At 40.5% G+C, this 22,660-nt stretch carries 19 protein-coding genes; 6 read left to right on the top strand and 13 right to left on the bottom strand.

Annotated features, from left to right (window positions below; all coding sequences use genetic code 11):
* Positions 1 to 9: 9 nt before the first annotated feature.
* The 8 genes from PSR9079_RS00960 to PSR9079_RS00925 all read right to left on the bottom strand — a co-directional run bounded on the left by PSR9079_RS00960 (position 10) and on the right by PSR9079_RS00925 (position 12,696).
* Complete coding sequence (locus tag PSR9079_RS00960) at positions 10 to 636, bottom strand: superoxide dismutase (RefSeq protein WP_149980088.1); 627 nt, start codon at positions 634 to 636, stop codon at positions 10 to 12.
* A gap of 30 nt (positions 637 to 666) precedes the next feature.
* Complete coding sequence (locus PSR9079_RS00955) at positions 667 to 1,173, bottom strand: hypothetical protein (RefSeq protein WP_149980087.1); 507 nt, start codon at positions 1,171 to 1,173, stop codon at positions 667 to 669.
* Positions 1,174 to 1,262: 89 nt separating this feature from the next.
* Positions 1,263 to 1,754 carry a GNAT family N-acetyltransferase gene (locus tag PSR9079_RS00950; protein ID WP_149980086.1) on the bottom strand — a complete coding sequence of 164 codons (492 nt, stop codon included), beginning with the start codon at positions 1,752 to 1,754 and terminating at the stop codon, positions 1,263 to 1,265.
* A gap of 27 nt (positions 1,755 to 1,781) precedes the next feature.
* A complete protein-coding gene (locus PSR9079_RS00945) occupies positions 1,782 to 6,521 on the bottom strand; it encodes a PAS domain-containing protein (RefSeq protein WP_149980085.1) in 4,740 nt (1,579 codons plus the stop codon).
* A gap of 112 nt (positions 6,522 to 6,633) precedes the next feature.
* Positions 6,634 to 9,774, bottom strand: coding sequence for an efflux RND transporter permease subunit (locus PSR9079_RS00940; protein WP_149980084.1), 3,141 nt, complete (start codon positions 9,772 to 9,774; stop codon positions 6,634 to 6,636).
* An 11-nt stretch (positions 9,775 to 9,785) separates the two neighbouring features.
* Complete coding sequence (locus tag PSR9079_RS00935) at positions 9,786 to 11,006, bottom strand: efflux RND transporter periplasmic adaptor subunit (RefSeq protein ID WP_149980083.1); 1,221 nt, start codon at positions 11,004 to 11,006, stop codon at positions 9,786 to 9,788.
* Entirely contained in the window at positions 11,003 to 12,262 is a 1,260-nt protein-coding gene (locus PSR9079_RS00930; protein WP_149980082.1) for a TolC family protein, read from the bottom strand. The genes PSR9079_RS00935 and PSR9079_RS00930 overlap by 4 nt, the downstream gene beginning before the upstream one ends.
* 53 nt (positions 12,263 to 12,315) lie before the next feature.
* Positions 12,316 to 12,696, bottom strand: coding sequence for a hypothetical protein (locus tag PSR9079_RS00925; protein WP_149980081.1), 381 nt, complete (start codon positions 12,694 to 12,696; stop codon positions 12,316 to 12,318).
* A 166-nt stretch (positions 12,697 to 12,862) separates the two neighbouring features.
* Here PSR9079_RS00925 and PSR9079_RS00920 point away from each other — a divergent pair, with 166 nt between their 5' ends.
* The 6 genes from PSR9079_RS00920 to bfr (PSR9079_RS00895) all read left to right on the top strand — a co-directional run bounded on the left by PSR9079_RS00920 (position 12,863) and on the right by bfr (PSR9079_RS00895) (position 18,915).
* A complete protein-coding gene (locus tag PSR9079_RS00920; protein WP_149980080.1) occupies positions 12,863 to 13,726 on the top strand; it encodes a cation diffusion facilitator family transporter in 864 nt (287 codons plus the stop codon).
* A 112-nt stretch (positions 13,727 to 13,838) separates the two neighbouring features.
* A complete protein-coding gene (locus PSR9079_RS00915; protein WP_149980380.1) occupies positions 13,839 to 14,912 on the top strand; it encodes a PepSY-associated TM helix domain-containing protein in 1,074 nt (357 codons plus the stop codon).
* A 289-nt stretch (positions 14,913 to 15,201) separates the two neighbouring features.
* A complete protein-coding gene (locus PSR9079_RS00910) occupies positions 15,202 to 15,483 on the top strand; it encodes a hypothetical protein (RefSeq protein WP_149980079.1) in 282 nt (93 codons plus the stop codon).
* A 122-nt stretch (positions 15,484 to 15,605) separates the two neighbouring features.
* A complete protein-coding gene (locus tag PSR9079_RS00905; protein WP_149980078.1) occupies positions 15,606 to 17,744 on the top strand; it encodes a TonB-dependent receptor in 2,139 nt (712 codons plus the stop codon).
* A 222-nt stretch (positions 17,745 to 17,966) separates the two neighbouring features.
* Positions 17,967 to 18,440, top strand: coding sequence for a bacterioferritin (gene bfr, locus PSR9079_RS00900; protein ID WP_149980077.1), 474 nt, complete (start codon positions 17,967 to 17,969; stop codon positions 18,438 to 18,440).
* 10 nt (positions 18,441 to 18,450) lie between these two features.
* Positions 18,451 to 18,915, top strand: coding sequence for a bacterioferritin (gene bfr / locus PSR9079_RS00895; RefSeq protein WP_145236253.1), 465 nt, complete (start codon positions 18,451 to 18,453; stop codon positions 18,913 to 18,915).
* Between the two features lie 95 nt (positions 18,916 to 19,010).
* On the opposite strand, the gene PSR9079_RS00890 is transcribed toward bfr (PSR9079_RS00895), so the two are convergent.
* The 5 genes from PSR9079_RS00890 to PSR9079_RS00865 form a co-directional block, all read right to left on the bottom strand.
* Positions 19,011 to 19,205 (bottom strand): (2Fe-2S)-binding protein, encoded by a 195-nt coding sequence (locus PSR9079_RS00890; protein WP_145236256.1) that lies wholly within the window; start codon positions 19,203 to 19,205, stop codon positions 19,011 to 19,013.
* 241 nt (positions 19,206 to 19,446) lie between these two features.
* Positions 19,447 to 20,073 carry a YceI family protein gene (locus PSR9079_RS00885; protein WP_246175463.1) on the bottom strand — a complete coding sequence of 209 codons (627 nt, stop codon included), beginning with the start codon at positions 20,071 to 20,073 and terminating at the stop codon, positions 19,447 to 19,449.
* Positions 20,074 to 20,531: 458 nt separating this feature from the next.
* Positions 20,532 to 21,485: a S66 family peptidase gene (locus tag PSR9079_RS00880; RefSeq protein ID WP_149980075.1), complete on the bottom strand. Its 954-nt coding sequence runs from the start codon at positions 21,483 to 21,485 to the stop codon at positions 20,532 to 20,534.
* 199 nt (positions 21,486 to 21,684) lie between these two features.
* Entirely contained in the window at positions 21,685 to 22,092 is a 408-nt protein-coding gene (locus tag PSR9079_RS00875; RefSeq protein WP_149980074.1) for a hypothetical protein, read from the bottom strand.
* A gap of 303 nt (positions 22,093 to 22,395) precedes the next feature.
* Entirely contained in the window at positions 22,396 to 22,617 is a 222-nt protein-coding gene (locus PSR9079_RS00865) for a hypothetical protein (RefSeq protein WP_149980072.1), read from the bottom strand.
* Between the last annotated feature and the right edge of the window lie 43 nt (positions 22,618 to 22,660).

The raw sequence follows: 22,660 nt of genomic DNA, 5'->3' as shown, positions 1-22,660 counted from the left end.
ACTCAACCTTTATTCGCTGATTGATTTACTGGTAGCAGCTAAATAACGACGCTCCACTTCAGCCCAATTAATAACATTATAAAATGCTGCGATATACTCCGGGCGGCGGTTTTGGTATTTCAGATAATAGGCGTGCTCCCACACATCTAAACCTAAAATCGGCGTGTTGCCGTGCATTAATGGACTATCTTGATTTAAACTACTTTCCACCACAAGCTGGTTATCTTTATTAACACTTAGCCACGCCCAGCCACTGCCGAAGCGACTAACAGCTGCCGCTGTAAATGACTCTTTAAAGTTATCAAAGCCGCCAAGCTGCTCTGTGATCGCATCTAATAAGCTCCCTTTTGGCTGATCCCCACCATTGGGGCTCATTACTGTCCAAAACAATGAATGGTTTGCATGTCCGCCACCATGCTCTTGCACTACTTTTTGCAGCTCAGTTGGCAACGTGTCAATCTTTGCGAGTAACTCATGTACATCAGTATCACTATACTGGGTATTTTCAAGTGCCGCATTGGCTTTATTGATATATGTTTGATGATGCAAAGTATGGTGGATCTCCATAGTTTTAGCATCTAAATGTGGCTCTAACGCATCGTACTCATATGGTAATGGGGGTAATGTAAACGCCATAATTGTTCCTTGTCGGATTAAGATAAGTGATCAATGCACAGTGGCAGTTTGATCTGGGGTGTAACTTAACGTCTGATTGATTTGTTCTATTAATTGCGGGTAATGACTGTGCAATTTGGCAAACTGTACTAACTCTGTGTAGGTTTTGTGATGATGGTGCACAACCACTGTACGCACCGTATCGCATGGATGCTGGAGCAAATGACTTAAACTTATATGCACATCACACAAACACTGACACGCTTGCTCTGCTTGGTTCATGGCTCGATATGTATCCGCTAAATTATGAGCGGCAACAACGAATGCGGGGCAGCAATGTTCAATTGCGCTAATAACTGACTGGCATATTTTTGCTTGGCTAAATTGGCTTAATAAACGAGCTGCGAGGGTGTGTGCTGTCGTGTATTTATCGCGAGCTTCAATTAAAGCACCGCGTTCAAACGCTGTATTTCCAGCAATGATGTTGGCTTGCCAAGGACTTAATACTTGCTCAACCTGAGACAATTTATTGCTGCTGTGAAACTGTGGGTGTGACATAAAAATCACCTGCACAAAATTAAATGATGTGATTAATTTACACAGCCAAACAACTTAATGCAAATGATTTTTATTTATATTACGTATTTTTATTTCTCGGCAAAATCAATTAATGCTTGTCCTGTAAGCCGATAAATGATCCACTCATTTTGTGGCTCTGCCCCCATACTATTGTAAAAATCGATCGCAGGTTGATTCCAGTCAAGTACCACCCATTCAAAACGGCCACAATCTTTTGCGATAGCTTGGCGTGCCAAATGTTGCATAATCAGTTTACCCGCACCATTACCTCGGCTATCTGGGCTGACATATAAGTCTTCAAGGTACAAGCCATTCTTGCCAAGCCAAGTCGAATAATTGTAAAAGTACACCGCAAAGCCAATTGGCGTATCGCCTTCAAAACAAATCAAACTATGCGCTGTTGCACCTTCACTAAACAGGGTTTTTAAAATCGCCTGTTCATCGGTTTTAACCGCATCGGGCTCTTTTTCATAAATTGCCAATTCGGTAATAAAATGCAAAATAGTAGCAGCATCCGAAGGCTGCGCATCTCTTAAGGTAATCGTTTTTTGGTCTGTCATAAGCTCTCTTATTTATTACTGCATTGTTTAATACTGATCTAGTTTATCTTTTAATATTTGTAGTTGAATTGGTTTAGCCAAGTAGTCATCCATTCCAGACGCTAAACACAGCTGTTTGTCTTCATCCATTGCATTGGCTGTGAGTGCAATAATTGTGATCTGTTGATGTTTAGCACCCGCCTCACCGGCACGAATTGCGCGAGTAGCGTCAAATCCATCCAGCACCGGCATTTGGCAGTCCATGAGCACTAAATTAAAGTGTTCTGCAGGTACTTTCGCTAAAATATCAAGGGCTTGCTGACCATTCTCCGCTAGCGTTACGGTAAAATTCAGTTTACTTAACATTAGTTTAGATACTTGCTGGTTAATCGGATTGTCTTCAACCAATAAAATATGGCTATTTGCTCTATGCTGATCACTACGCAGTGAGGATATATAACTTGATGTCACTAAAGGTAAATCGGCGCTACCACCATGAGCGATCACCGCCATGGCACTGATCAAATCAGCCGTAGTGATAGGTTTTGGAAAATACGCTTGGAACCCTGCATCGCTAAAACGTTGTACTCCTTCCATGCCAGCAATACTGGTCATCATTACTAATGGCATTGCTTTAAAATCATCATCGGCTTTTAATTTTCGACACAGTGCTAAGCCATCCATTCCTGGCATTTGCATATCCAACACGGCAATATCATACAAATTAAGTTTATCTGCAAGGCGCTTTTTACATAACTGCAAGGCTTGTGCTGCATTACAAGCAAGCTCAACTTTTGCACCCCAATGAGCAAGCTGTTGGCTTATCACAATCCGATTGGTTTCGTTATCATCAACCACCAATATAGTGAGCTTGGTCATATCTATGGTCGGTATACTACGCTCAGTGTCACTTCCCGCCTCTAGCATCACTGTCGCGGTAAACTCACAACCATGCCCTACCTCACTGACTAACGTTACTTCTCCACCCATTAACTCACACAATTGTTTACTAATCGCCAAACCTAATCCAGTGCCGCCATATTCACGCGTAGTCGAGGCATCTACTTGCGAAAATGGGCTGAATAAATCTTTTTGCTTGGTTAGATCAATTCCGATGCCAGAGTCTTTTACATTAATACTGAGCTGATATTGTTGTTCAATAGGAGTTACTGATGCGCGGATCACTACTTCACCTTGCGCAGTAAACTTAACAGCGTTACTCAGTAAATTGGTCAGCACTTGGCGAATACGCCCCGGATCGCCTTTAAATTGCACCGGTGTCACAGCCACTAAATCAATAATGATTTCGATATCTTTATCTTGCGCCGCAAGGGCTTGAGATTCCGCCACCTCTCCGAGTAAATTACAGACATTGAAGTTGATACTTTCTAGCTCGATTTTACCGGCTTCAACTTTCGAAAAATCTAAAATATCATTGATCACCGACAATAAAGAATGCGCGCTATTTTTTGCTATCGCGACTTTCGTTCGCACCGGCTTGGTCAACGCTTCAAGTTCGATCAGCTCAAGCATACCCAACACCCCATTCATTGGGGTACGGATTTCATGACTCATGGTTGCTAAAAATTGACTTTTTGCTGTTGCAGCAGCATTGGCTTTGACTAATGCAATTTTCAGCTCTTGGGCGGTTTGCTTGCGCCTTTGCGACATTAACACGCTGCCCACTAATGTCGCTAAAGAGCGTAAATAGGTTTCTTCATTTTGGCTCCAACAGCGATAGCTACCGACACTTTCCGCACATAGCACTCCTAATATACCCTCACCGGTAGATATAACGGCATCGAGCATCGAATTAATATTTAATGGTGTTGTGTAAGTGTCAATCAATTCGGCGGTTGCAGGATGGCTATTAACATCATTAATTGCCACTAAACCTTGTGCAAATATTGCTTTGAAATAAGCGGGAAATTCACTCGCTTTAAGCACTAAAGGCTGCTCAACAAAACCTTGATCATCGATAAATAAACTCACGCACGTCATTTCATCGCTAGCTTCATCAAACACCCACACTGCTGAGCGTTGCACATCAAGTACTTCACACATTGACTGCGTCACTAAATTTTTTACTACATCGAAATTACCTGCCAATAACTCAGGTGAGACGGTTAAACTCGCTAGGTTTTTATTATATTGGTTGGCTTTTTTACTCTCTAATTCGAGATGTTTATAAGTATCAATATTTTGAAATGAACCATACACACGCACGCAACGTTCATTTTTAAATTCAACTTGGCCTATCGACTTAACCCACCTTTCATTGCCTAACGCTGTGACAAGGATTAACTCAATTTCCCAGCTGTTACCATTAAGAACAGCATCTTCAAACAGTTCGCTAATTTTATCACGATGTTCACCTTGCTTATAAAAATCAAGAGCTTGCCCTATTACTGGCTGGTAGTCATCGGCGACTTCATGAATTGCTTTGACTTCATCGGACCAGTACATAGTCTGTGCTTCTAAATCCACTTCCCAGGCACCAATTTGGCCTTGTTTACTCATTGCTTCAAGTAAACTTTGTTGGCGATAAAGTGTTGATTGAGTATGATAACGTTCGGTTATATCATGAATAAAACCATCTAAATACAATACTTTGCCAGCCTGATCATACACTGCTTGACCTTTTTCATGTACCCAATGAATACTGCCGTCAGAAGCGACCAAACGGTATTCTAATGACCATGGCTGACGAGCATCAACATCGACTCTCACTTTCTCTGCCACGCTTGAGACATCATCCGGGTGAATTAATTCAATGAAGCTCAGCTTATGATTATCAACTAAATCACTTGGTTCATAGCCGGTAATAACTTTTGTTTGTTCACTCAGATAGAGCATGCTCCATTGGGCATCGTATTTACATCGATACACAATGCCTGGAATATTGCCAACCAGAGACACAAATCGGTCGCGACTCAATTGCAATTGTGCTTCTGTTTCTTTTCGCTCTGTAATATCAAGATGAGTACCTATCATTCGTTTTGCAGAGCCATCACTATTGCGCTCAACGATACGTCCTGTGGTCAGTACCCACACCCAATGTCCGAGACGATGCAACATACGAACTTCGCAGACATAATAATCGCTCTCACCCGCAAAATGCTGTTCTAAAAGCTGCCCTGAAGTAACAAGATCATCTGGATGAGTATATTTGTTCCATGTATTAAAATCAGTTGGTTGTAGTTCTTCTAATTTATAGCCGATAATACTCGCCCAGCGGTTATTAAAATATGCTTTGCCGGTATCTACATACCAGTCCCAGATCCCTACTGCAGTGCTGTCCAGCACTAATTGCAATTGTGTTTTATGCTGTTCGAGTTCAAATTCTTGTAATTTCAATGCGGTAATGTCTGTGCGTATAGCAATATAACTTTGCGGTTGCCCATGCTCATCTAAAAAAGGCGCTACGGTGGTATCGACCCAATAAAAGTCACCATTTTTTGCTCGATTACAGATTTGGTCATGCCATACATTGCCTGCGATTAAGGTTTTATACATGCCTTTAAAAAAATCTTTAGGGTGAGTCCCGGAGTTTAAAATACGGTGATTTTTTCCTAACAATTCACTTTCGCAGTAACCGCTGATCTCACAAAATTTCTTATTAACAAAGGTGATCGTGCCCTTGATATCGGTCACTGCAACAATTGCATGTTCATCAAGTGCGCTTTTTTGTTCCGCTAGTTGCTTAAGTGCTAATTGCAGTGCTTCACTTTGCATTTGCAACCTTGATTGCTGCTGTAATTTACTACTAACCAGATGATCGAGGTCAATCGACAACTGCTGCAGTTCACTGCTATCCGCTAAAATAGGTATGCGGCTTCGCGAACCATTGCTAATCTCAGTCGATGCCCTAGCAAGCGAAATAAGTGGCCGTGATAGCCGCCGAGCGAACCACCACGACAGCACCAGAATGACGAATAAAGCAATAATATTAACTAACATCGCCGCTTTTTTATAAGTAGTGGCGCCTTTGAGCATAACCACCGCAGGCTTTTCCACCAGTAGTTGCCAATCAGTTGCACTAGCAAAGTTTAATTGTGTAAGTATCGCGTAGTGCTTGGTGTTATCACTTTTATGATAAGTAAAGACATGATCAAACTTTGCTAAATGCTTACTTAACATCTCAGAAAGTGAGGAGTGCGTTGCATCTTGTACAACGCCACTTTTGATAATATGAAAGGTCAACTCTTCATTATTTTCATGAACATGAGCTAAGTTTTCGAGCAACCCTTGAAAATTAACCTCAACCAAAATAATAGAGTTTAATATCTGTTGGGTATTGGTTACTGACAACACCACAAAGTGTCGTTGCGGCTTTGCTTGCGTTGAGATAAATACACTCGCTGCGCCTCGCTCTAAATCGGTAAGCATAGCGTTTAGCTGTTCGCTATCTAACTCAGAGAATGCAGCATTATTAACTAAATTAGTACGATTAAGAGGGTCAATAATAATATCAATGTCATTTACAAAGTCATAGCGCGCAACAAATTCGTTGATTAGTGATTGTTTATCCAACTGCTTATGGCTGAGTTGATCATTTAACAGGTACAAATCTTTAATATGATCTGCAAACCAGATATCAGCAAATTGCTTACCTATACTACTCAATTCAACTAGTTGCACCTCAGCACTTTGCTCCAGAGAATCAATAACATGTTGTAAACTAAACCACGACAGTAAACACAATGGCGCTAGCGCAATGACAATAAAAGTAACAATCAGTTTCGTCCGTATAGATTGGCTTTTATTTTTTAACAGGCTATTCAGCATTGTATTTCCATAATCAACTTTTTATTGTTTTAGACACTTACTTACATATATTAATGCACTAAATAACACAAGACGCAAGTTTATGCGCCTTGTGTAAGGTACTGCAGTAGAGCTAGTTTTTATTCCCATTGACACGATAAAACTGCTGACTAAATTGAGCGTAGAGTACCGGCAATACAAATAAAGTAAGAAAGGTTGCGGTAAATAATCCGCCAACAATAACCGTTGCTAATGGTTTTTGAATTTCAGCGCCGATCCCTGTTGATATCAACATGGGTATCAAACCAAGCGCTGAGGTTAACGCCGTCATTAGTACGGGTCGCAGCCGAGATAGTGCGCCATTAAATGCTGCGCTTTGTAGACTATCTCCCGCTTTAACGCGATTATTAATACTCTCAACCATCACCACGCCGTTAAGCACAGCTACCCCAAACAAGGTAATAAAACCCACAGAGCTTGGCACTGATAAATATTGCCCTGATACGTAAAGTGCAACCACACCACCAATAACAGCTAACGGCACATTGACTAAAATCAGCAATGCTTGGCCTATCGAGCCAAATGCAAAATACAAAAGTAATGCAATCAAAGCCAGCGAAATAGGCACCACGATAGATAAACGCTGCTGCGCACGTTGTTGGTTTTCAAATTGACCGCCAATACTAATGCTATAACCTGACGGTAAATCAACTTGCTCAGCTATGGCAAGGCGAATATCCGCGACGACTGAGCCCATATCGCGCCCTTGTACATTGGCTTGGATCACTACTCGGCGCTGAACGTCATCACGACGCACTTGTGGCGGACCAGATTCAATATTAACCGTTGCGACATCCCCAACCCTAACCACGGCACCTGTCGGTGATAATAAACGCAGGTCTGCAATGGCTTCTGGGCTGTCACGAAACTCTGCCCCAATGCGCACATAAATATCATACCGCTCATTGGCATTAATAATTTGCCCTGCCGCAGTGCCGCCAATGCCATCTTGCACTATCGACATTAAATCCCCCACAGATAAACCATAGCGAGAAAGTGCTAAGCGGTTCGGTTTTATCACTAATTGTGCTTCACCAGCAATTTGTTCCATTGCCACATCTTTAGCGCCAGCAACACCTTTTACAGCTTGCTCAATTTGCTGCCCTTTAGCGACTAACACATCTAAATCAGCACCAAACAGCTTAATCGCTAGTTGCGCTTTCACCCCTGAGAGTAGCTCATCCACCCGCGTGGCTATCGGCTGTGAAAAGTTAAACAATAAACCAGGAAACTGCGCTAATTTTTGTTCCATTAACACTTGCAGTTGTGCACGATTAGCAGCTGATTGCCATTCACTCACTGGCTTTAAACCTAAGTAAATTTCAATATTATTAACTGGCTCTGGATCCCCCCCGACTTCTGGGCGACCAATTCGGCTAAGTGCATACTCAACTTCAGGAAAGGCCAATAATATCGCTTCCAACTTAGGAGCGACCATTAATGCTGTATCCAAGCTTGCCGAAGGTGCCAGTGTTACCCGTAAGTTAATAGTGCCTTCTTCAAGCTCTGGCACAAACTCAGTGCCTAGTTGCGGCAATAAGATACCAGCAATCACCACTAATATTCCCGCCAGCGAGATCACCGTTTTACGTGCGTTCATTGCCCAGCGTAAACATGTTTGATAAGTTTTATCTAACGGTTCAAGTAATACACTGCGCCTAACTGTGACACCTTTAGAAAATAAATACACTGCCATTGCTGGCACGATTACTAGCGCAACAATCACAGCAGAAATAATGGCTAACATGATACTTATAGCCATTGGCTGGAATAATTTAGCTTCTACGCCTTCAAAACTAAACAGCGGCATAAACACCACTAAAATAATTAGTGCAGCAAAAAATACCGGCCTGGCAACTTCTTTAGCCGCCATAGTGATCAATTTAGCCGGTGAGTGATCAGCATGAGTATTGTTAGTTAAGTGACGAAAAATATTTTCCACCATAACCACCGAGCCATCCACCAGCATACCAATTGCCACAGCAATACCACCGAGTGACATCAAATTAGCCGAGAGCCCTAACCACGACATGACACATAAAGCCATACTAATGGAGATTGGTATAGACAATAAAACCAATAATGTGGCCCGTAAATTCATTAAAAACAACGCCAGCACAACCACAATAAATACAAACGCTAGTAGCAAGGCATCTACCACAGTATCAACCGCTTTGGTGATCAAATCAGCTTGGTCATATAACGGTTCAAACGTTACCCCCTCTGGTAGTGCTTGATTGATCATCGCAATCCGCGCGCTAATACCATCAATGGTTTGCTTGGTATTTGCACCAATGCGTTTTAATACCACCCCTGTCACCACTTCACCTAATGATTGCACATTACCTTGACCATCTTTTTTACTCATCGTAGCGGCACCTTGGCGAATTTCACTGCCAAGCGTCACCTCTGCCACATCGGCAATGGTGATCACTGTGCCATTGATGGTTTTCAATGGCGTTTGTGCTATTTCTTGCAGCCCTAGTGTGCCGGCATTAAACCAACCTGTTCCACGAATAACTAACTGCTCTTGGCCGCGGTTCATATACCAGCCACCTACATTAGTGTTGTTTTCTTCCAGTGCAGTTACCACTTGTTGTTGTTCGAGCTGATAAGCCAATAACTTATTTGGGTTAAGATTTACTTGGTATTGACGCACATCACCACCGAACGATAGTACTTCGGTAACCCCATCAACAGGTAGAATAAGCAATTTGACAATCCAATCGTTTAAGCTGCGCAGCGCCATACTATCCAAGCCAGACTCAGGTGATGCCGCTAATAAGTATTGGTAAACCTGCCCGAGCCCTGACGTATTCGGGCCCATTTCTGGCAAGCCAATCCCGTCCGGGATCAGTTCTTTCGCTGCTTGCAAACGCTCAAATACCAGTTGGCGGGCAAAATAGATATCCACCCCTTCTTTAAAAACCACGGTAACACCAGAAAGCCCCGTTTTAGAAATCGAACGAACTTGCTCTACATCAGGTAATGCATACATGACCGCTTCAATTGGGTAAGTGATCAGCTGCTCAACTTCAACGGCAGCCAAACCTGGTGCTTCGGTATTAACAGCCACTTGCACATTGGTAACATCTGGAAAAGCATCAAGGTTGAGTTTTGGGATCACCACAACACTGGTGACAATTAATACACAAAGAGTCAGCAAAACCAGTAGTCGATTAGCAATCGCACTATCTATTATATTATTAAACATAGTGTTAGCTCCTAATGGTTGTGCGGATCAAAACCGCCTTTAGCTTGTTCTGATGCGACAAAAAATGCTCCTTGAGTAACGACTTTAGTGCCCTCAGCTAATCCTTTAATTTCACGAAGCTGACCAAACCGTCGGCCACGTTCAATTTCAGTTGCTATAAGTTCACCGTCTTCATCTTGCACATATACCGCCCAATCACCATCTGGGTTCCTAAGTAGAGCTTGCTCTGGTACTGCCAACACTTGTTGCTCAGTTGAAAATTCAAAATACACGTCACTAAACATCCCTGGGTGTAATTGATGCTGGCTGTTTTGTACACTTAAACGCACAATCCGTGAACGAGTGATCTGATCTATAGTGTGTGCTTCTTGGATCACCTTGGCTGGGTATGTGAATTGATTCACTTTCACTTGCGCTATTGTCCCTGTATCAATATTAATGGTTTGATTTGCCGACAATTGCGCTTCAACCCACAGTAGACTTTCATCAGCAATCAGCATCAGTTCAATTCCCGCATCGACCCGCTGCCCTTGTGCAAAATTATCACTGAGCACAGCCCCTGACGTACCAGCAAATAATGTGTACTCCCCCAGTTTATCGGCTGGGCTGACCGCACTTTGCGCAATTGCTTTAGCCGATAAACCAAACGCCACAAGTTGACTGTGAGCCACTTCATATTCGGCCTTGGCTGTGAGTAAGCGTTTTTCGCTCACCGTACCTTTGCCCATTTTTTGCACCCGCTGCCACTGTGCTTTAGCTAATCGATAAGTGGTTTGTGCACTGGCGACCTCGGCACTAAATAAAGTCACTAACGGTGCGCCTACTTGAATATGTTGTCCTAAGGTTGCGTGACGTTTCACCACAATTGAATCTACCCGTGGCGACAACACATAACTGCTATAACCATTAGCTTTGATTTCACCAGGGGCATACAACTGCGCTTGATAAGTGCGCTTCACTAATGGGCTGATCTGCACATTTGCTAAACGCATTTGTGTCGGGGTTAAACGTACCCCGCCGGCTTGATCATGTTCAACATTCTCACTCTGTTGTACTGCTGTGGTAGCACTATGATCAAGGGCTGCATCTGGTGTATGAGCGTGCGGTGCATCTTCACTGTGTTGATGACCTGTTTTTGTATCATCAAACTTTTGTTGTGCAACAGTGGTTGCCTGCCCTAAATTGCTAAAAATAAATAGCAGAGCAGAAAGAATAATTTTTAAGCGCGTCATAGTGCAGCTCCATCAGTTAGGGGATCCGTAAAGGTAGAAATATAATGGCTAAGTTGACCACTTTGCTTTAACCAATTCACACTCGCCAGTTGGCTCTGCTGAACAATTTCAATGCCAGCAAGTAATCCTGAAATACGCTGTTGGCGCATGGTTAAGTACTCAGCGGTACTGATATCACCGCTTTGCCATTGTTGCTCTATCAACGCAAGGCTGCTATCTGCATTTGCTTGGTTAATCGACTGCCAACGCTTAACGCGCTGAGCGTACGCTTGCATCACCTCTTTACTAGCTTGTGCTTGAAACGTCATAGTGCGCTTTAAAGCTTGATATTCGGCTTCTTTTGACATCACCGTAAATTCAGCGGCTTGGTATTCATCGCTAAAATTATTCACTATATTCAGCGGCATAGAAAAACTCACAGAGACAAGGTTATCATCACCATTTTTACCTGCTACAAGCCCAATGGTTGGTTTGACGGCTCGTTCTGCTTTGATCACCTTTACTTGCTGACGCTGTTGTTGCCATTGTGATTTCACCAGCAAAAGTTGTGGGTGTTGGACCACATTTTCAGTATCTGTAGTGAGTTTAATACCACTGAGTAACTGTTCAGGTGTCAGCTGCCCATCTTCGTGCCACGTTGGTAACAGTGCCTGCACAGCTAATTTAGCATCTGCATAAGCACTGGCTTGTTGGGCGGTTTGATTCAAAATTTCTGATAGTGAGTACAACGCTAATTGTTCATCCAGCAACCCGACTTCTCCGGCCGCTCGACGGCGCTTAACCACGGTAACTAAACGCTCTAATTGCTGCTCTTGCTGTTGCGCTAACTGAAAAGCTGCTTTACTACTGCGCCAATTGATAAGCGCAATCAGGGTTTGTTCAACTAATTGTAAATATGTTAATTGCAAACGCTGCTGCTGCGCAACCAATGTAAGTTGCGCCGCACTATGTTGTGCCTGTTGTTGATCATTAATATCAAGTGTTTGGCTCAGCCCAATACTAAAATTATTAGCATCGCCTTCTTTTTCAATACTCGACTCAAGGTTTGGATTATATAGAGATTGCCCTGCGGCTCGCACAGATGCAGTGGCACTTTGCAGCTGCTGAAAATCAGCCTGTAAATTTGGGTGTTGTTTTAATTGCAACAACAACCAGGTTAAATCGGCGGTATTATGCGTTGGCGCAGCCAATGCGGGTGGTGCAGCTAATACAGTCGCACACAGACAAGCAAACCCAAATGGTTTGTATAAATTCATAACATATACTCTTACTAAATAAATCGGTGACCATGATGTTGGCCAGCTAAAAATTAACTTAGTGAGTGAGTAATTGGAGGGCGTAGATCAGGAATAAGCAGACGCGAATTAAATGCAGGGGCGTTCAAACTAATAATGCCGTAGCTTGGTAAATTGACATGTTGCTGCCACGGCTCAGTAAAAAATGCAGGGATATGACATACATGACAATGCGCATCATCGGCGTTATCAGCTAAGGCTTGGCTTAATTGCTGATGCTGCAGTTGATGAATATCATGATCGTTATTGACAGAGCAGTGTTCGTCTAATTGACTTTGTTGATGTAATAATTGCGAGGTTACATTAATAGCAGTGTTATGATCAGCCACGTCAAAACTATCCAGCACAGGCTGAAGTAGTACAAACGCTAAAACTAACAACACTATTTGCTTCAAGCAATATATCCTTTGAACGATTTCCAAGCTAACTTAACACATCTTTTCGTTACTGAGAAGTGCTTAGCCGCTCGCGACAGATGCCAACTTTATGCCGCTGGCTAATTCACCAATGCTCATTTAGTATTGTAGTATCAATATAATAACAACTTAGGCAATACTCAATATGGCTCATCAACATTCTCATAGTCATCACAATGACGACCAAAGTGATCGCCAGCTAGGCTTCGCTGTTTTTATCAATGTGCTACTTACTATTGCCCAAGTTGTTGGCGGTCTTATCTCTGGCAGTCTGTCTTTAATTGCCGATGCATTGCATAATCTCAGTGATGCAGCGGCTATTTTTATCGCATTAATCGCCCGTAGAATTGGTAATAAACCCGCTAACGAGCACTATCATTTTGGTTATAAACGTGCAGAAATTTTAGCCACATTGTTAAACAGCAGCACCTTAATCATTATTGGTGGATTTTTAATACTAGAAGCCATTGACAGCTATTTTAACCCAACCCCAATCGATGGCTGGATTGTAGTGTGGGTGGCAGCATTAGCACTAGTAATTGATGTTGCGACGGCGGTGTTGACCTTTCGTGCGGGGGCAAAAAATAGCATGAATATTCGCGCTGCATTTATTCATAATGTGTCTGATGCTATGGCCTCGATCGTGGTAATTGTGGCTGGTACCTTAATTATTCTCTATCAATGGTATATTGTTGATTTGATTGCCACAGTATTCATTTCGGCATATGTAATTTATCACGGGCTATTACTACTGATTGAAAGTTGCAAAATTCTTATGCAAGCTGCGCCCAATAACTTTAATCGTGAAGCAATCACTAATGCGTTACAAAAGCACTTTACAATTAGCCAAGTACACAGCATTAAAGCCTGGCAAATTGATGAGAAAACGACCTGTTGTGAACTGGTGATCATAGCTACTCAGCCACTTGATATTGACGCAATTAAAGACTATTTACACCATGAATTTGCTATTGAGCAATGTATTATTGAATATAAACAGCCACAATAACAAACCATGATGCGAGCTCATAATTGCATTTAATCGTATTTTTATTGAAAACAGCTCGCGTTCTCATTTATCATCGCATCTTTATTTTTATAAATATCATAGGATATCTGTGTTGTTAAAGCTGTGGTTACGCCGTACTCATTTAATACTGACATTAGTTAGTGGACTGTTTTTGATCTGTTTAAGCATCACCGGCGCTATTTTAATTTACGCAAAAGACATTCAGCAAATCATTAACCCGCAATATTGGACAGTAACCCCGCAATCAACACCACTGGCCTATCCGGTGCTTATCAATACGCTGGCTGTTCACTCCAAACAAAATGTCACTTTACTTATGCCAGAGCAGCAGCCCACTGTTGCATGGCAAGCCCAGCTTGCTGATAAAAACTATATCAGCGTTAACCCATATACCGGACAAGTACTGCTCAAATATGATTATTACAGTACAGTGTATGGCTTTACCATGGCCGTTCATCGTTGGCTATTATACCAAGATACAGATGGCAAAAAGCCGCTGCGCAATTGGGTCTCTATCTGTGCGTTAATTTTTATTATCAATATATTCGTTGGCGTATACATGTGGCTTAAACCTAAAAATCGCCTAAAACGTTTAGTAATAAAACCCAAGACTAAATTACGTATTTTGCTTTACCAACTCCATACAGTGATTGGCATGTATCTGTTTATCCCTCTTATTTTAATTGCCTTTACTGGTATGGCATTTCACTGGAAAGACGAGACCAAAGCAGTGCTTGAGTTTGTAACACAAAATAATGTAGAGGCACGCCCTAAAGCGCCGGAACTCGAGGTGCCAAATATAATCAATGGCGATAACTTTGCAGTGGCTATACAAAACGCATTAGCCGTATTTCCTGAGGCTGAATTATTTCGTATCTATTTGCCTAAAAAAGCCAGCGACCCAGTTGCACTTAGAGTAAGAAACCCTGATGAAAGTCATGCTTATAGTTGGGTATGGGCCGATCAATACACCGGTCAAGTACTGCAATCTTACGATGCCTCAAAAGCCAACCTCACAACTCGCGCGTGGAATTTTAAATATAAATTTCATATTGGCGATTTTGCCGGCTTTCTGGTGCAAATTTTATGGCTATTGGTTGCACTATTGCCTGCTTTTTTTACTATCAGCGGGGGTTACTTTTGGTATAAACGCCATTATAGATAACTCAGCATTATAACGTTTTAATAAATCAGCTCGCACTGGTGATGTTGAACAATAACTTTAAGTTCACACCACCAGTAACACTGTCAGATCAACTCATGCCACCCTTACCTTTCAAATAACTGCCGTTCCTGACTCGATGTAAATGTACTTTTTGCCTTGTAGCAACTCATACTTTAAACAAGTGACGTTGCTTTATTTTTCCTATTTTAGCTCCTAAAATTAATCGTACCAATTACATGGAATTAATCACTTATTAGCGCATCAGGAAAAAAGCTTAAGGACGAGAGCTATGAAAAGTGTTCTATTATTATTTATAATCAACCACTTGTGCTTTTTTATAGCAGCCGAGTTTTTTACTGGCACCTTGAGCAAACTATCAGGTAATAGCTTTCTCTCAGTGATAGGAATCATTTATGCCTTTGTGGGTTTTCCACTCCAGCTACTTATTGAGCTACTACTGCTTATTGGTTTTTGTTATCAACTTTTTAATGTCGGAAAATATCAAGCAAGTGCGCCGCTTTGGTTGGCATTTTTTGCAAGCATAATGCTGATGTTTAACTTTTTTGAATAGCAAAAAAACAAAATGCAATTGATAATAACTATCAATACCCTTGCCTTTACACTTCTTTACACTTATTATTGCGCCAATAAAAACAGCAATATCTCATAATTACATAGTCGTAAAGGATCTTCATGTTTAAAACCTCTTTCACTTTATTAGCCCTCGCTGTAAGCACTGCCACTTTTGCCGATGAAGCAATCAATAAAAACCAATTAACCGATACGCAAATGGAGCGTGTGGTTGTCTCTGGTAGCCGTGTTTTTGAAAGCATTGATGAGGTTCCCGCATCAATTACTATTATCAATCAACAGCAAATCGAAGAGCATTTAAAAGTAAATCCAGAGCTACAAAGCTTACTTGCGCAAATGGTGCCGGGCCTTGCCCCTGATACAGGTAGTTCGAGTAATACCGGGCAAACGCTGCGTGGTCGCGCACCACTTATAATGATTGACGGCGTGCCGCAATCAACCCCACTGCGTAATGGCTCTTTAGGTATAAAGAGCCTCGACCCAAGTGCCATCGGCCGCATTGAGGTGATCAAAGGTGCCACCTCTATTTACGGTAACGGTGCATCAGGCGGTATTATTAATTACATCACTAAACAAGCAAAAAGTGATGGTAAAACCGAAGGTGAAATAAGTTTATCGAGTCGCTTTAGTGCGGTAAAACTTGAGGAAAGTGCCGGTGCAAGGCTATCAGCAGCCATTAATGGCCGTGCTGACAAATTTAGCTATTTAGTTACTGCCAGCTATGAAGAAAATGGCGTACAACGCGATGCCCAGGGTGACATACTCGGTTTACAATATGGTTTATCTGACGCAGTTACACAAAACTACTTTACTAAATTGGGCTATGATTTTGATGACGAAAAACAGCTACAATTTAGTTATAACTACTTCAGTTCGCAGCAAAAAACTGACCTTGGCGATGTTGCTGGCGATATCAGCTTAGGCGAAAAAACCTACGCAATCCATGTACCACCTGAATTACAAAAACAAGGTAAACCACAAGGCCCCGAAGGCAACGAAAATATCACCCTAAAGTACATAGACTACGCGCTATTTGATAACACCCAAATGACCTTAGATCTTTATATGCAAGATATAGAAAACGTGTTTTTCTTCTCCCCCAATCTTGCTAATCAAGACGAAAATTATGACGGCGGCCAGTCAATTATAAGATCTGAGAAAAAAGGCGCACGCGCAACATTTAATACCCTAATAGATTTTGATTCTATCGAAGCCTCATTTATTTATGGTATCGATGCATTAACCGATGTGACTTCGCAGCCACTTGTTGATGGCCGTATCTGGGTTCCAGAAATAGATATGCAAAGTGTTGCTGGCTTTTTACAAACCAAATGGGTGATTGCTGATGACCTTATTGTCAAAGCCGGTGTTCGCAAAGAAAGCATTGATTTAACGGTAGACGACTACCGCACACTTAAACTATGTAAAACGCCAACTCAGTGCTCAGTACCTATTAACGTTAAAGGCGACACTATAGATTACGATGCGACAACCTATAATATTGGTATTAAGTACAACCTTGATGAAAAATTCAGCCCATTTTTAAGTTACTCACAAGGCTCCGATATTTCAGACATTGGCCGTTTGTTGCGTGCTGCCACGGTAAACGATATTGGACAGATCCAAACGCAAGCCTCGATCATCGACAACTATGAAATTGGTTTTAATTCACAATTTGATAATGTACGTATTGAAGTTGCCGCCTATCGTAGTACCTCTGAACTTGGCACAACCAATAAATTTAATGAAGTGACCGGCGTATATGAACCAGTACGAGCACCACAGGAAATTTGGGGCTACGAAACACTGGTAGATTATACAATTTCTGCAAACCTAAAATTACTGGCAACGTATAGCTATGTTGAAGGTAAAAACACCGAAGCAGATGTTTATTTAGGTTCTAAACAGATCAGCCCACCAAAAGCGACAGCTAACCTAAACTGGCAACCTAGTGATGCTATGTCACTAACATTAAGTTACCTGTATGTCGGCGATAGAAAACGCTTTGCAGCAAATGACGATGGCAAATATGTGGGCGATCAGGGCCCTGTCGAAAATTATAATATTTTTAACTTAACTGGCCAATACCAATTTGCTGATAACTGGCAAGGGTTTGCAGGTATCGAGAACTTATTTAACGAAGATTACTTTCCAGCCCGTGCTCAGTCATATACATTCGGCGGCTACAACATCAAAGGTTTAGGAACAACAGCAACTGTTGGCGTTAAATATAAATTTTAAGCATCATTAAACTCGTTCATTGCGCGGTGCAATGAACGAGCCTTTCTTAATTTCATCTTTAACCTTAAATATAAATAGCAATCTGTTCATAAAGCAACCAACAATGCAAACTTAAACGAGAATCACACGCAATATTAACCATATGATTTAAAAGGAAAATACTTGCAATTTTGTGATTTTACACTAAACTTGTCGCAATTATGAATTTCAAGGTAGGCCGTTATGAAAGGTAATCAAAAAGTTATCGACAGCTTTAACACATTGCTTGCAAATGAACTTGCAGCAATCGATCAATATTTTATCCACTCACGTATGTACGATGATTGGGGTTTAGATAAACTTTATGTACGCCTTAATCATGAAATGGAAGAAGAAAAAGATCACGCTGATTGGTTAATTAAGCGTATTTTATTCCTCGAAGGCGTACCAAACATGACCAAACGCCGTGATCTTATTATTGGTCATGATGTTAAATCAATGATGCAAAATGACTTAACCCTAGAGCTTGAAGTCGTTGAATGTGTTAAAGAAGTAATTGCAGTCTGTGAGCAAGAAAAAGACTATCAGTCACGTGAGATCCTTGAAAAGCTATTATTCGATACCGAAGAAGATCACGTTTACTGGCTTGAACAACAACTTGGTTTGATTGATAAAATTGGTAGCCAAAACTATCACCAATCACAAATGGGCGAATAGGAGCTAAATTATGAAAGGCGATAAAGACGTTCTTGTTGCATTAAATAAAATACTGGCGAATGAATTAGTAGCCATTAACCAATATTTTTTGCATGCCCGTATGTTTAAAGATTTTGGTTTTAGCGCATTAGACAAAGCCGATTACAAAACCTCGATTCAAAAAATGAAAAACGCTGACCGTTTAATTGAGCGTATTTTATTTTTAGAAGGCTTACCTAATCTTCAAGATCTTGGCCGTTTACGCATTGGCGAAAACAGCGAAGAAATGATTGCCTGCAACATGAGTTTTGAACTAGATTCATTGGTTGATCTAAAAGATGCGATCAAACTTGCTGAAAGTAAAAAAGATTATATTAGCCGCGAAGCGCTCGATAACATTTTATCTGAGCAAGAAGAGCAAATTGACTGGCTAGAAACGCAACAACAGTTAATTAAAAGCACCGGTATTGAAAACTACCTGCAGTCGCAAATGTAACGTTTGGTTAATATCAAAAAAAGCAGCTTAGGCTGCTTTTTTAGTTTTTATAATACAGATAAATGTCACTTAGATTAAACAATCACCAGCAATAGCTACGCCACTTGCTCAGTAATATCAGCGATTTGGATAAGTTTACGATTGAGGATCTTTTTAGTACAGCCGCAGCATTTGCCGCACTGGCTACCGACTTTAAGCTCTTTAGAAAGCTCGCGCATTGTAGTCGCACCTTCGTCGATTGTTTGTTCAATTTTTTTATCTGTCACACCGTGACATAAACAGATATACATGAATACAAACCACTCTCAATTACATTCGAGCTTGTATATTAATCTAAACGTAAACGGTTCGCAATTAATAATCGCATAAAATTGAGAATTATTTTTATTTGCTTAATTTCATATAATTTTAGATGCTCACCGCAATCCGGTTAAGATTTAAGAAGCTGATATATGCCCTAGCGGTCATTCAGGGATTATATTCTATCTGCAAATTTCACTGATTGACGATTTAGTAGCTATCACTTACTTCTTATTGCTTACCAACATTAATAAATTCCGCATAAACTTCTAAGTCAATTTGATCCCCAACAATCGGTATATAACTGTCCATGCCAAAGTCAGAACGTTTGATTTGACCGACCGCGCTAAAACCAATGGTGTATTTTCCTGTAATCCAGTTGTCTGCTCCACCGTGAAATGTGGCTTTAAACGTCACAGGTTTGGTAACACCTCTAAGAGTTAAATCACCTGAGAAATTAAAACTGTTATCATATATAACTGTAACAGTGTTGCTAGTAAATGATGCCTGCGCAAAGCGCTCACTGTTAAACCAAGTGTCATTTTGTAAGGTTTCTGCTAAGTCAACATTATTAATATCAATAGAGCTAATATCCACCACTGCGTTTAATGACGCGGCAGTCATGTTATTAGGATCAAAGTTGAGTTGTGCATCAAATTTATTAAAACGCCCTACATAAGTTGATAACCCTAAATGTTGGATTTTAAATATTAATGCAGCATGTTCACTGTCTAGCTGATATTCGCCCGCTTGAAGCGCTATCAACTCAGATTTAACAGTTGGTGCAATCCAACTCACACAACTTGTCAGTAACAGCGCAGCACACATAACTGAGACCGAATGTATAAATGTTCGCATTGTATTCTTTAACGCTGAGTTCATAGTAGTTAAGCCATTAGTAATGTGTTGAGTGTAGGTAAAATAAAACGTCATTTTTCATAAAATCAAAATATATAATGCCTCATATTTTCCATTTTAACCTCTCTTTTATATTCATGATGGAGTGAAGCCGCCTATTTTTCGTCTATTAATCAATCGTTTTTACATAACTTGAGCTACGGGGTTTGAGCGAATGAAATTTAACCCTTTGGTATAATTGATGATTAATTATTAGCGTTTTGAAGCGTCCGTTATCTCAACAAACCTACAATCGATGCGAAAACCCTCGAATGTTTACTTCTCGATCAAAGCCGAACTACTCAAAATTGCAATGAGCAGTCAGTCAAGCAAGGGCGATGCAATCCCATTACTCTTGATATTAAACCCGCAACCATTAATTATTATGAAATTGAGCTAATTACTCGAGTATTCTTTACCTAATGTTTTTCTATTGTTATTTGTTTACGACTTTTCGTATCTATCTTCACAAGTCCACCAATAGGAAAGCATATATGGGGTGTTGTATGTCCAAAGTTTAAGTTATAAAGCACCGGAATTGACTCTAACTCTTGTTTAGATTGTATAATCTTTTTAAGTAAGTCTTCAGATACTTCTGACTTTAATTGAAATTTCCCAATGACTATTCCTTTAACTCTGTCGAAATGTTTTTGGTGAATTAATGATTGCAGATCTCTGTCAAAATTTGAAGGGGATGTTAACTCGTCATCTTCAAGAAATAGTACAGAATTTGTTAAGTCAGGCATAAATTCAGTTCCTTGAAGCAGATTTAAAGTACAAAGGTTGCCTCCAAGTATTTTTCCTTCAGCTTTACCATGATTTAAAACTTTTATGCCATTGTCTTTATAAAAGCTTCTTTTTTCCTGATCTAAAAACCATGAATCATCACTCCATTGTTCGGGGTTTTTAACTTCATAAGGATCACTTGAGAATAAACACTTTTTAATATAATTCATTGAAAAATCAATACCTTTAAGCATCCCAAAAGTTGAATATGCAGGCCCTGAGTAAGTTATTAGTCCGGTTTTATGAAATAAGGCATTTGATAAAGCTGTAGTATCAGAATACCCACATATAATTTTTGGATTTTTTTTAACAATATTATAGTCAATATACTTTAGTAATTGATTTACATTATCGCCCCCGATAACAGTAAAGATAGCTTTTACCTTTTTATCTTGGAATGCTTCATGTAAATCTTCAATTCTTTCTTTTATAGATGAAGACGAAAAATCATCTATCGACTCACAGTTTTTTGAAAATGACAATTTGAGGCCAAGCTCTTCAAACCTTGTGTTTGCTATTTCTCGCGTCTCTTGGTCAATAATTGATAAACTTCTTGAAGGCGCAATTATCCTAACTTCATCATTCATTTTTAACTTATTGGGTATTATCAATTTACCTCCTACAAGATACTCTAAACAGCATGCACATCAAAATTGAGCGAACTTCTAGCTCAATACTTTCGGCTTGTCGCTCCTAGTCGCAATATGTGGCGCAGAAAAGCTTGGCTAAAATTAGGAACGAAGTGACGCGGTCTAAGCTTTTTGCGTCCTTTTCATTATTGCTTTGTTATGTGTCATCGCCACATTTGTTTGAGTTAGCTTTAATTTTTGGCATTTGAATTTGTAAAAGTATAAAAACAGGAACTAAGGGTGCAAAAGCAAGCCAAGATAGATTAAGCACAACCCAAAAATAGCTAAACCAGCACATAACCGCAATAAGCGAGAATACTTTGAGTAGTTTGGGAAATATAATGATATCGCCCATTGCGACCATTATACCACCATAAAACAATGCTCCAACTAACACAAAAGCGGGATGAGGAACTTCAATTATTTCACCCTGAAACCAATAGAAAAATTCATATCCATAACTGAATAATAAAGGTGACATGATTGTAAATGCTACAAAGACACCCCAAGAATCATTTCTGTGGTATTTAGCGTATTTATTATTTTTTTCTTGAAGTGTTTCCATATCTACCATGACACATAACGCCAACTTACGGAGTCATGTTGCAGCTTTTTGTTATGTGATTGAGCGTAATTTATGATGAATTTCATTTAATATTTCACTCCCCATTGTTTTGGTAACGAGCTCATTCAATTCACCACTTAGAAACTCTTGCCATGAAACTATCTTACATCCCGAGCAATGAGCATACCTTCCATATGCCGATATCACCGTATAATTATCCATGATTGAGGTTTCATATAATTCTCCCCTTGGATTATCGACTCTCCAACACTCAATAGCTTTAGGCGGAATATAATTCATAGTTTAAAGTGATTCTTTCACAATTTTCTGCCACTCACTAAATGACTCTGCTTCCCAATTGTTGCCAGGCTTTAAACCTTCTGGGGCGTATTCTTTCGGCTTGCCGCCAAACCAATTAAACCACTTAGAAAGACTAGCGTCTGGTATCTGAACTAGTGGTACATCAAATTCTTTGATATAGAATCTGGAGCCTACAGGAAAATCATTTTTACTTGGCAAATTCATATTATGGCTCCCGAAGATCTCCAACATAACGAGCCAGTAGAAT

The sequence above is a fragment of the Pseudoalteromonas rhizosphaerae genome, from assembly GCF_902498845.1.
Lineage (GTDB): Bacteria > Pseudomonadota > Gammaproteobacteria > Enterobacterales > Alteromonadaceae > Pseudoalteromonas > Pseudoalteromonas rhizosphaerae.
This window is presented reverse-complemented; position numbering and strand designations above follow the sequence as displayed.

Bases quoted from the DNA above. Each gene is read 5' to 3' on its own strand.
- PSR9079_RS00960 (WP_149980088.1), bottom strand. From the start codon at position 636: ATGGCGTTTACATTACCCCCATTACCATATGAGTACGATGCGTTAGAG.
- PSR9079_RS00955 (WP_149980087.1), bottom strand. From the start codon at position 1,173: ATGTCACACCCACAGTTTCACAGCAGCAATAAATTGTCTCAGGTTGAG.
- PSR9079_RS00950 (WP_149980086.1), bottom strand. From the start codon at position 1,754: ATGACAGACCAAAAAACGATTACCTTAAGAGATGCGCAGCCTTCGGAT.
- PSR9079_RS00945 (WP_149980085.1), bottom strand. From the start codon at position 6,521: ATGCTGAATAGCCTGTTAAAAAATAAAAGCCAATCTATACGGACGAAA.
- PSR9079_RS00940 (WP_149980084.1), bottom strand. From the start codon at position 9,774: ATGTTTAATAATATAATAGATAGTGCGATTGCTAATCGACTACTGGTT.
- PSR9079_RS00935 (WP_149980083.1), bottom strand. From the start codon at position 11,006: ATGACGCGCTTAAAAATTATTCTTTCTGCTCTGCTATTTATTTTTAGC.
- PSR9079_RS00930 (WP_149980082.1), bottom strand. From the start codon at position 12,262: ATGAATTTATACAAACCATTTGGGTTTGCTTGTCTGTGTGCGACTGTA.
- PSR9079_RS00920 (WP_149980080.1), top strand. From the start codon at position 12,863: ATGGCTCATCAACATTCTCATAGTCATCACAATGACGACCAAAGTGAT.
- PSR9079_RS00910 (WP_149980079.1), top strand. From the start codon at position 15,202: ATGAAAAGTGTTCTATTATTATTTATAATCAACCACTTGTGCTTTTTT.
- PSR9079_RS00905 (WP_149980078.1), top strand. From the start codon at position 15,606: ATGTTTAAAACCTCTTTCACTTTATTAGCCCTCGCTGTAAGCACTGCC.
- bfr (WP_149980077.1), top strand. From the start codon at position 17,967: ATGAAAGGTAATCAAAAAGTTATCGACAGCTTTAACACATTGCTTGCA.
- bfr (WP_145236253.1), top strand. From the start codon at position 18,451: ATGAAAGGCGATAAAGACGTTCTTGTTGCATTAAATAAAATACTGGCG.
- PSR9079_RS00890 (WP_145236256.1), bottom strand. From the start codon at position 19,205: ATGTATATCTGTTTATGTCACGGTGTGACAGATAAAAAAATTGAACAA.
- PSR9079_RS00885 (WP_246175463.1), bottom strand. From the start codon at position 20,073: ATGCGAACATTTATACATTCGGTCTCAGTTATGTGTGCTGCGCTGTTA.
- PSR9079_RS00880 (WP_149980075.1), bottom strand. From the start codon at position 21,485: ATGAATGATGAAGTTAGGATAATTGCGCCTTCAAGAAGTTTATCAATT.
- PSR9079_RS00875 (WP_149980074.1), bottom strand. From the start codon at position 22,092: ATGGAAACACTTCAAGAAAAAAATAATAAATACGCTAAATACCACAGA.
- PSR9079_RS00865 (WP_149980072.1), bottom strand. From the start codon at position 22,617: ATGAATTTGCCAAGTAAAAATGATTTTCCTGTAGGCTCCAGATTCTAT.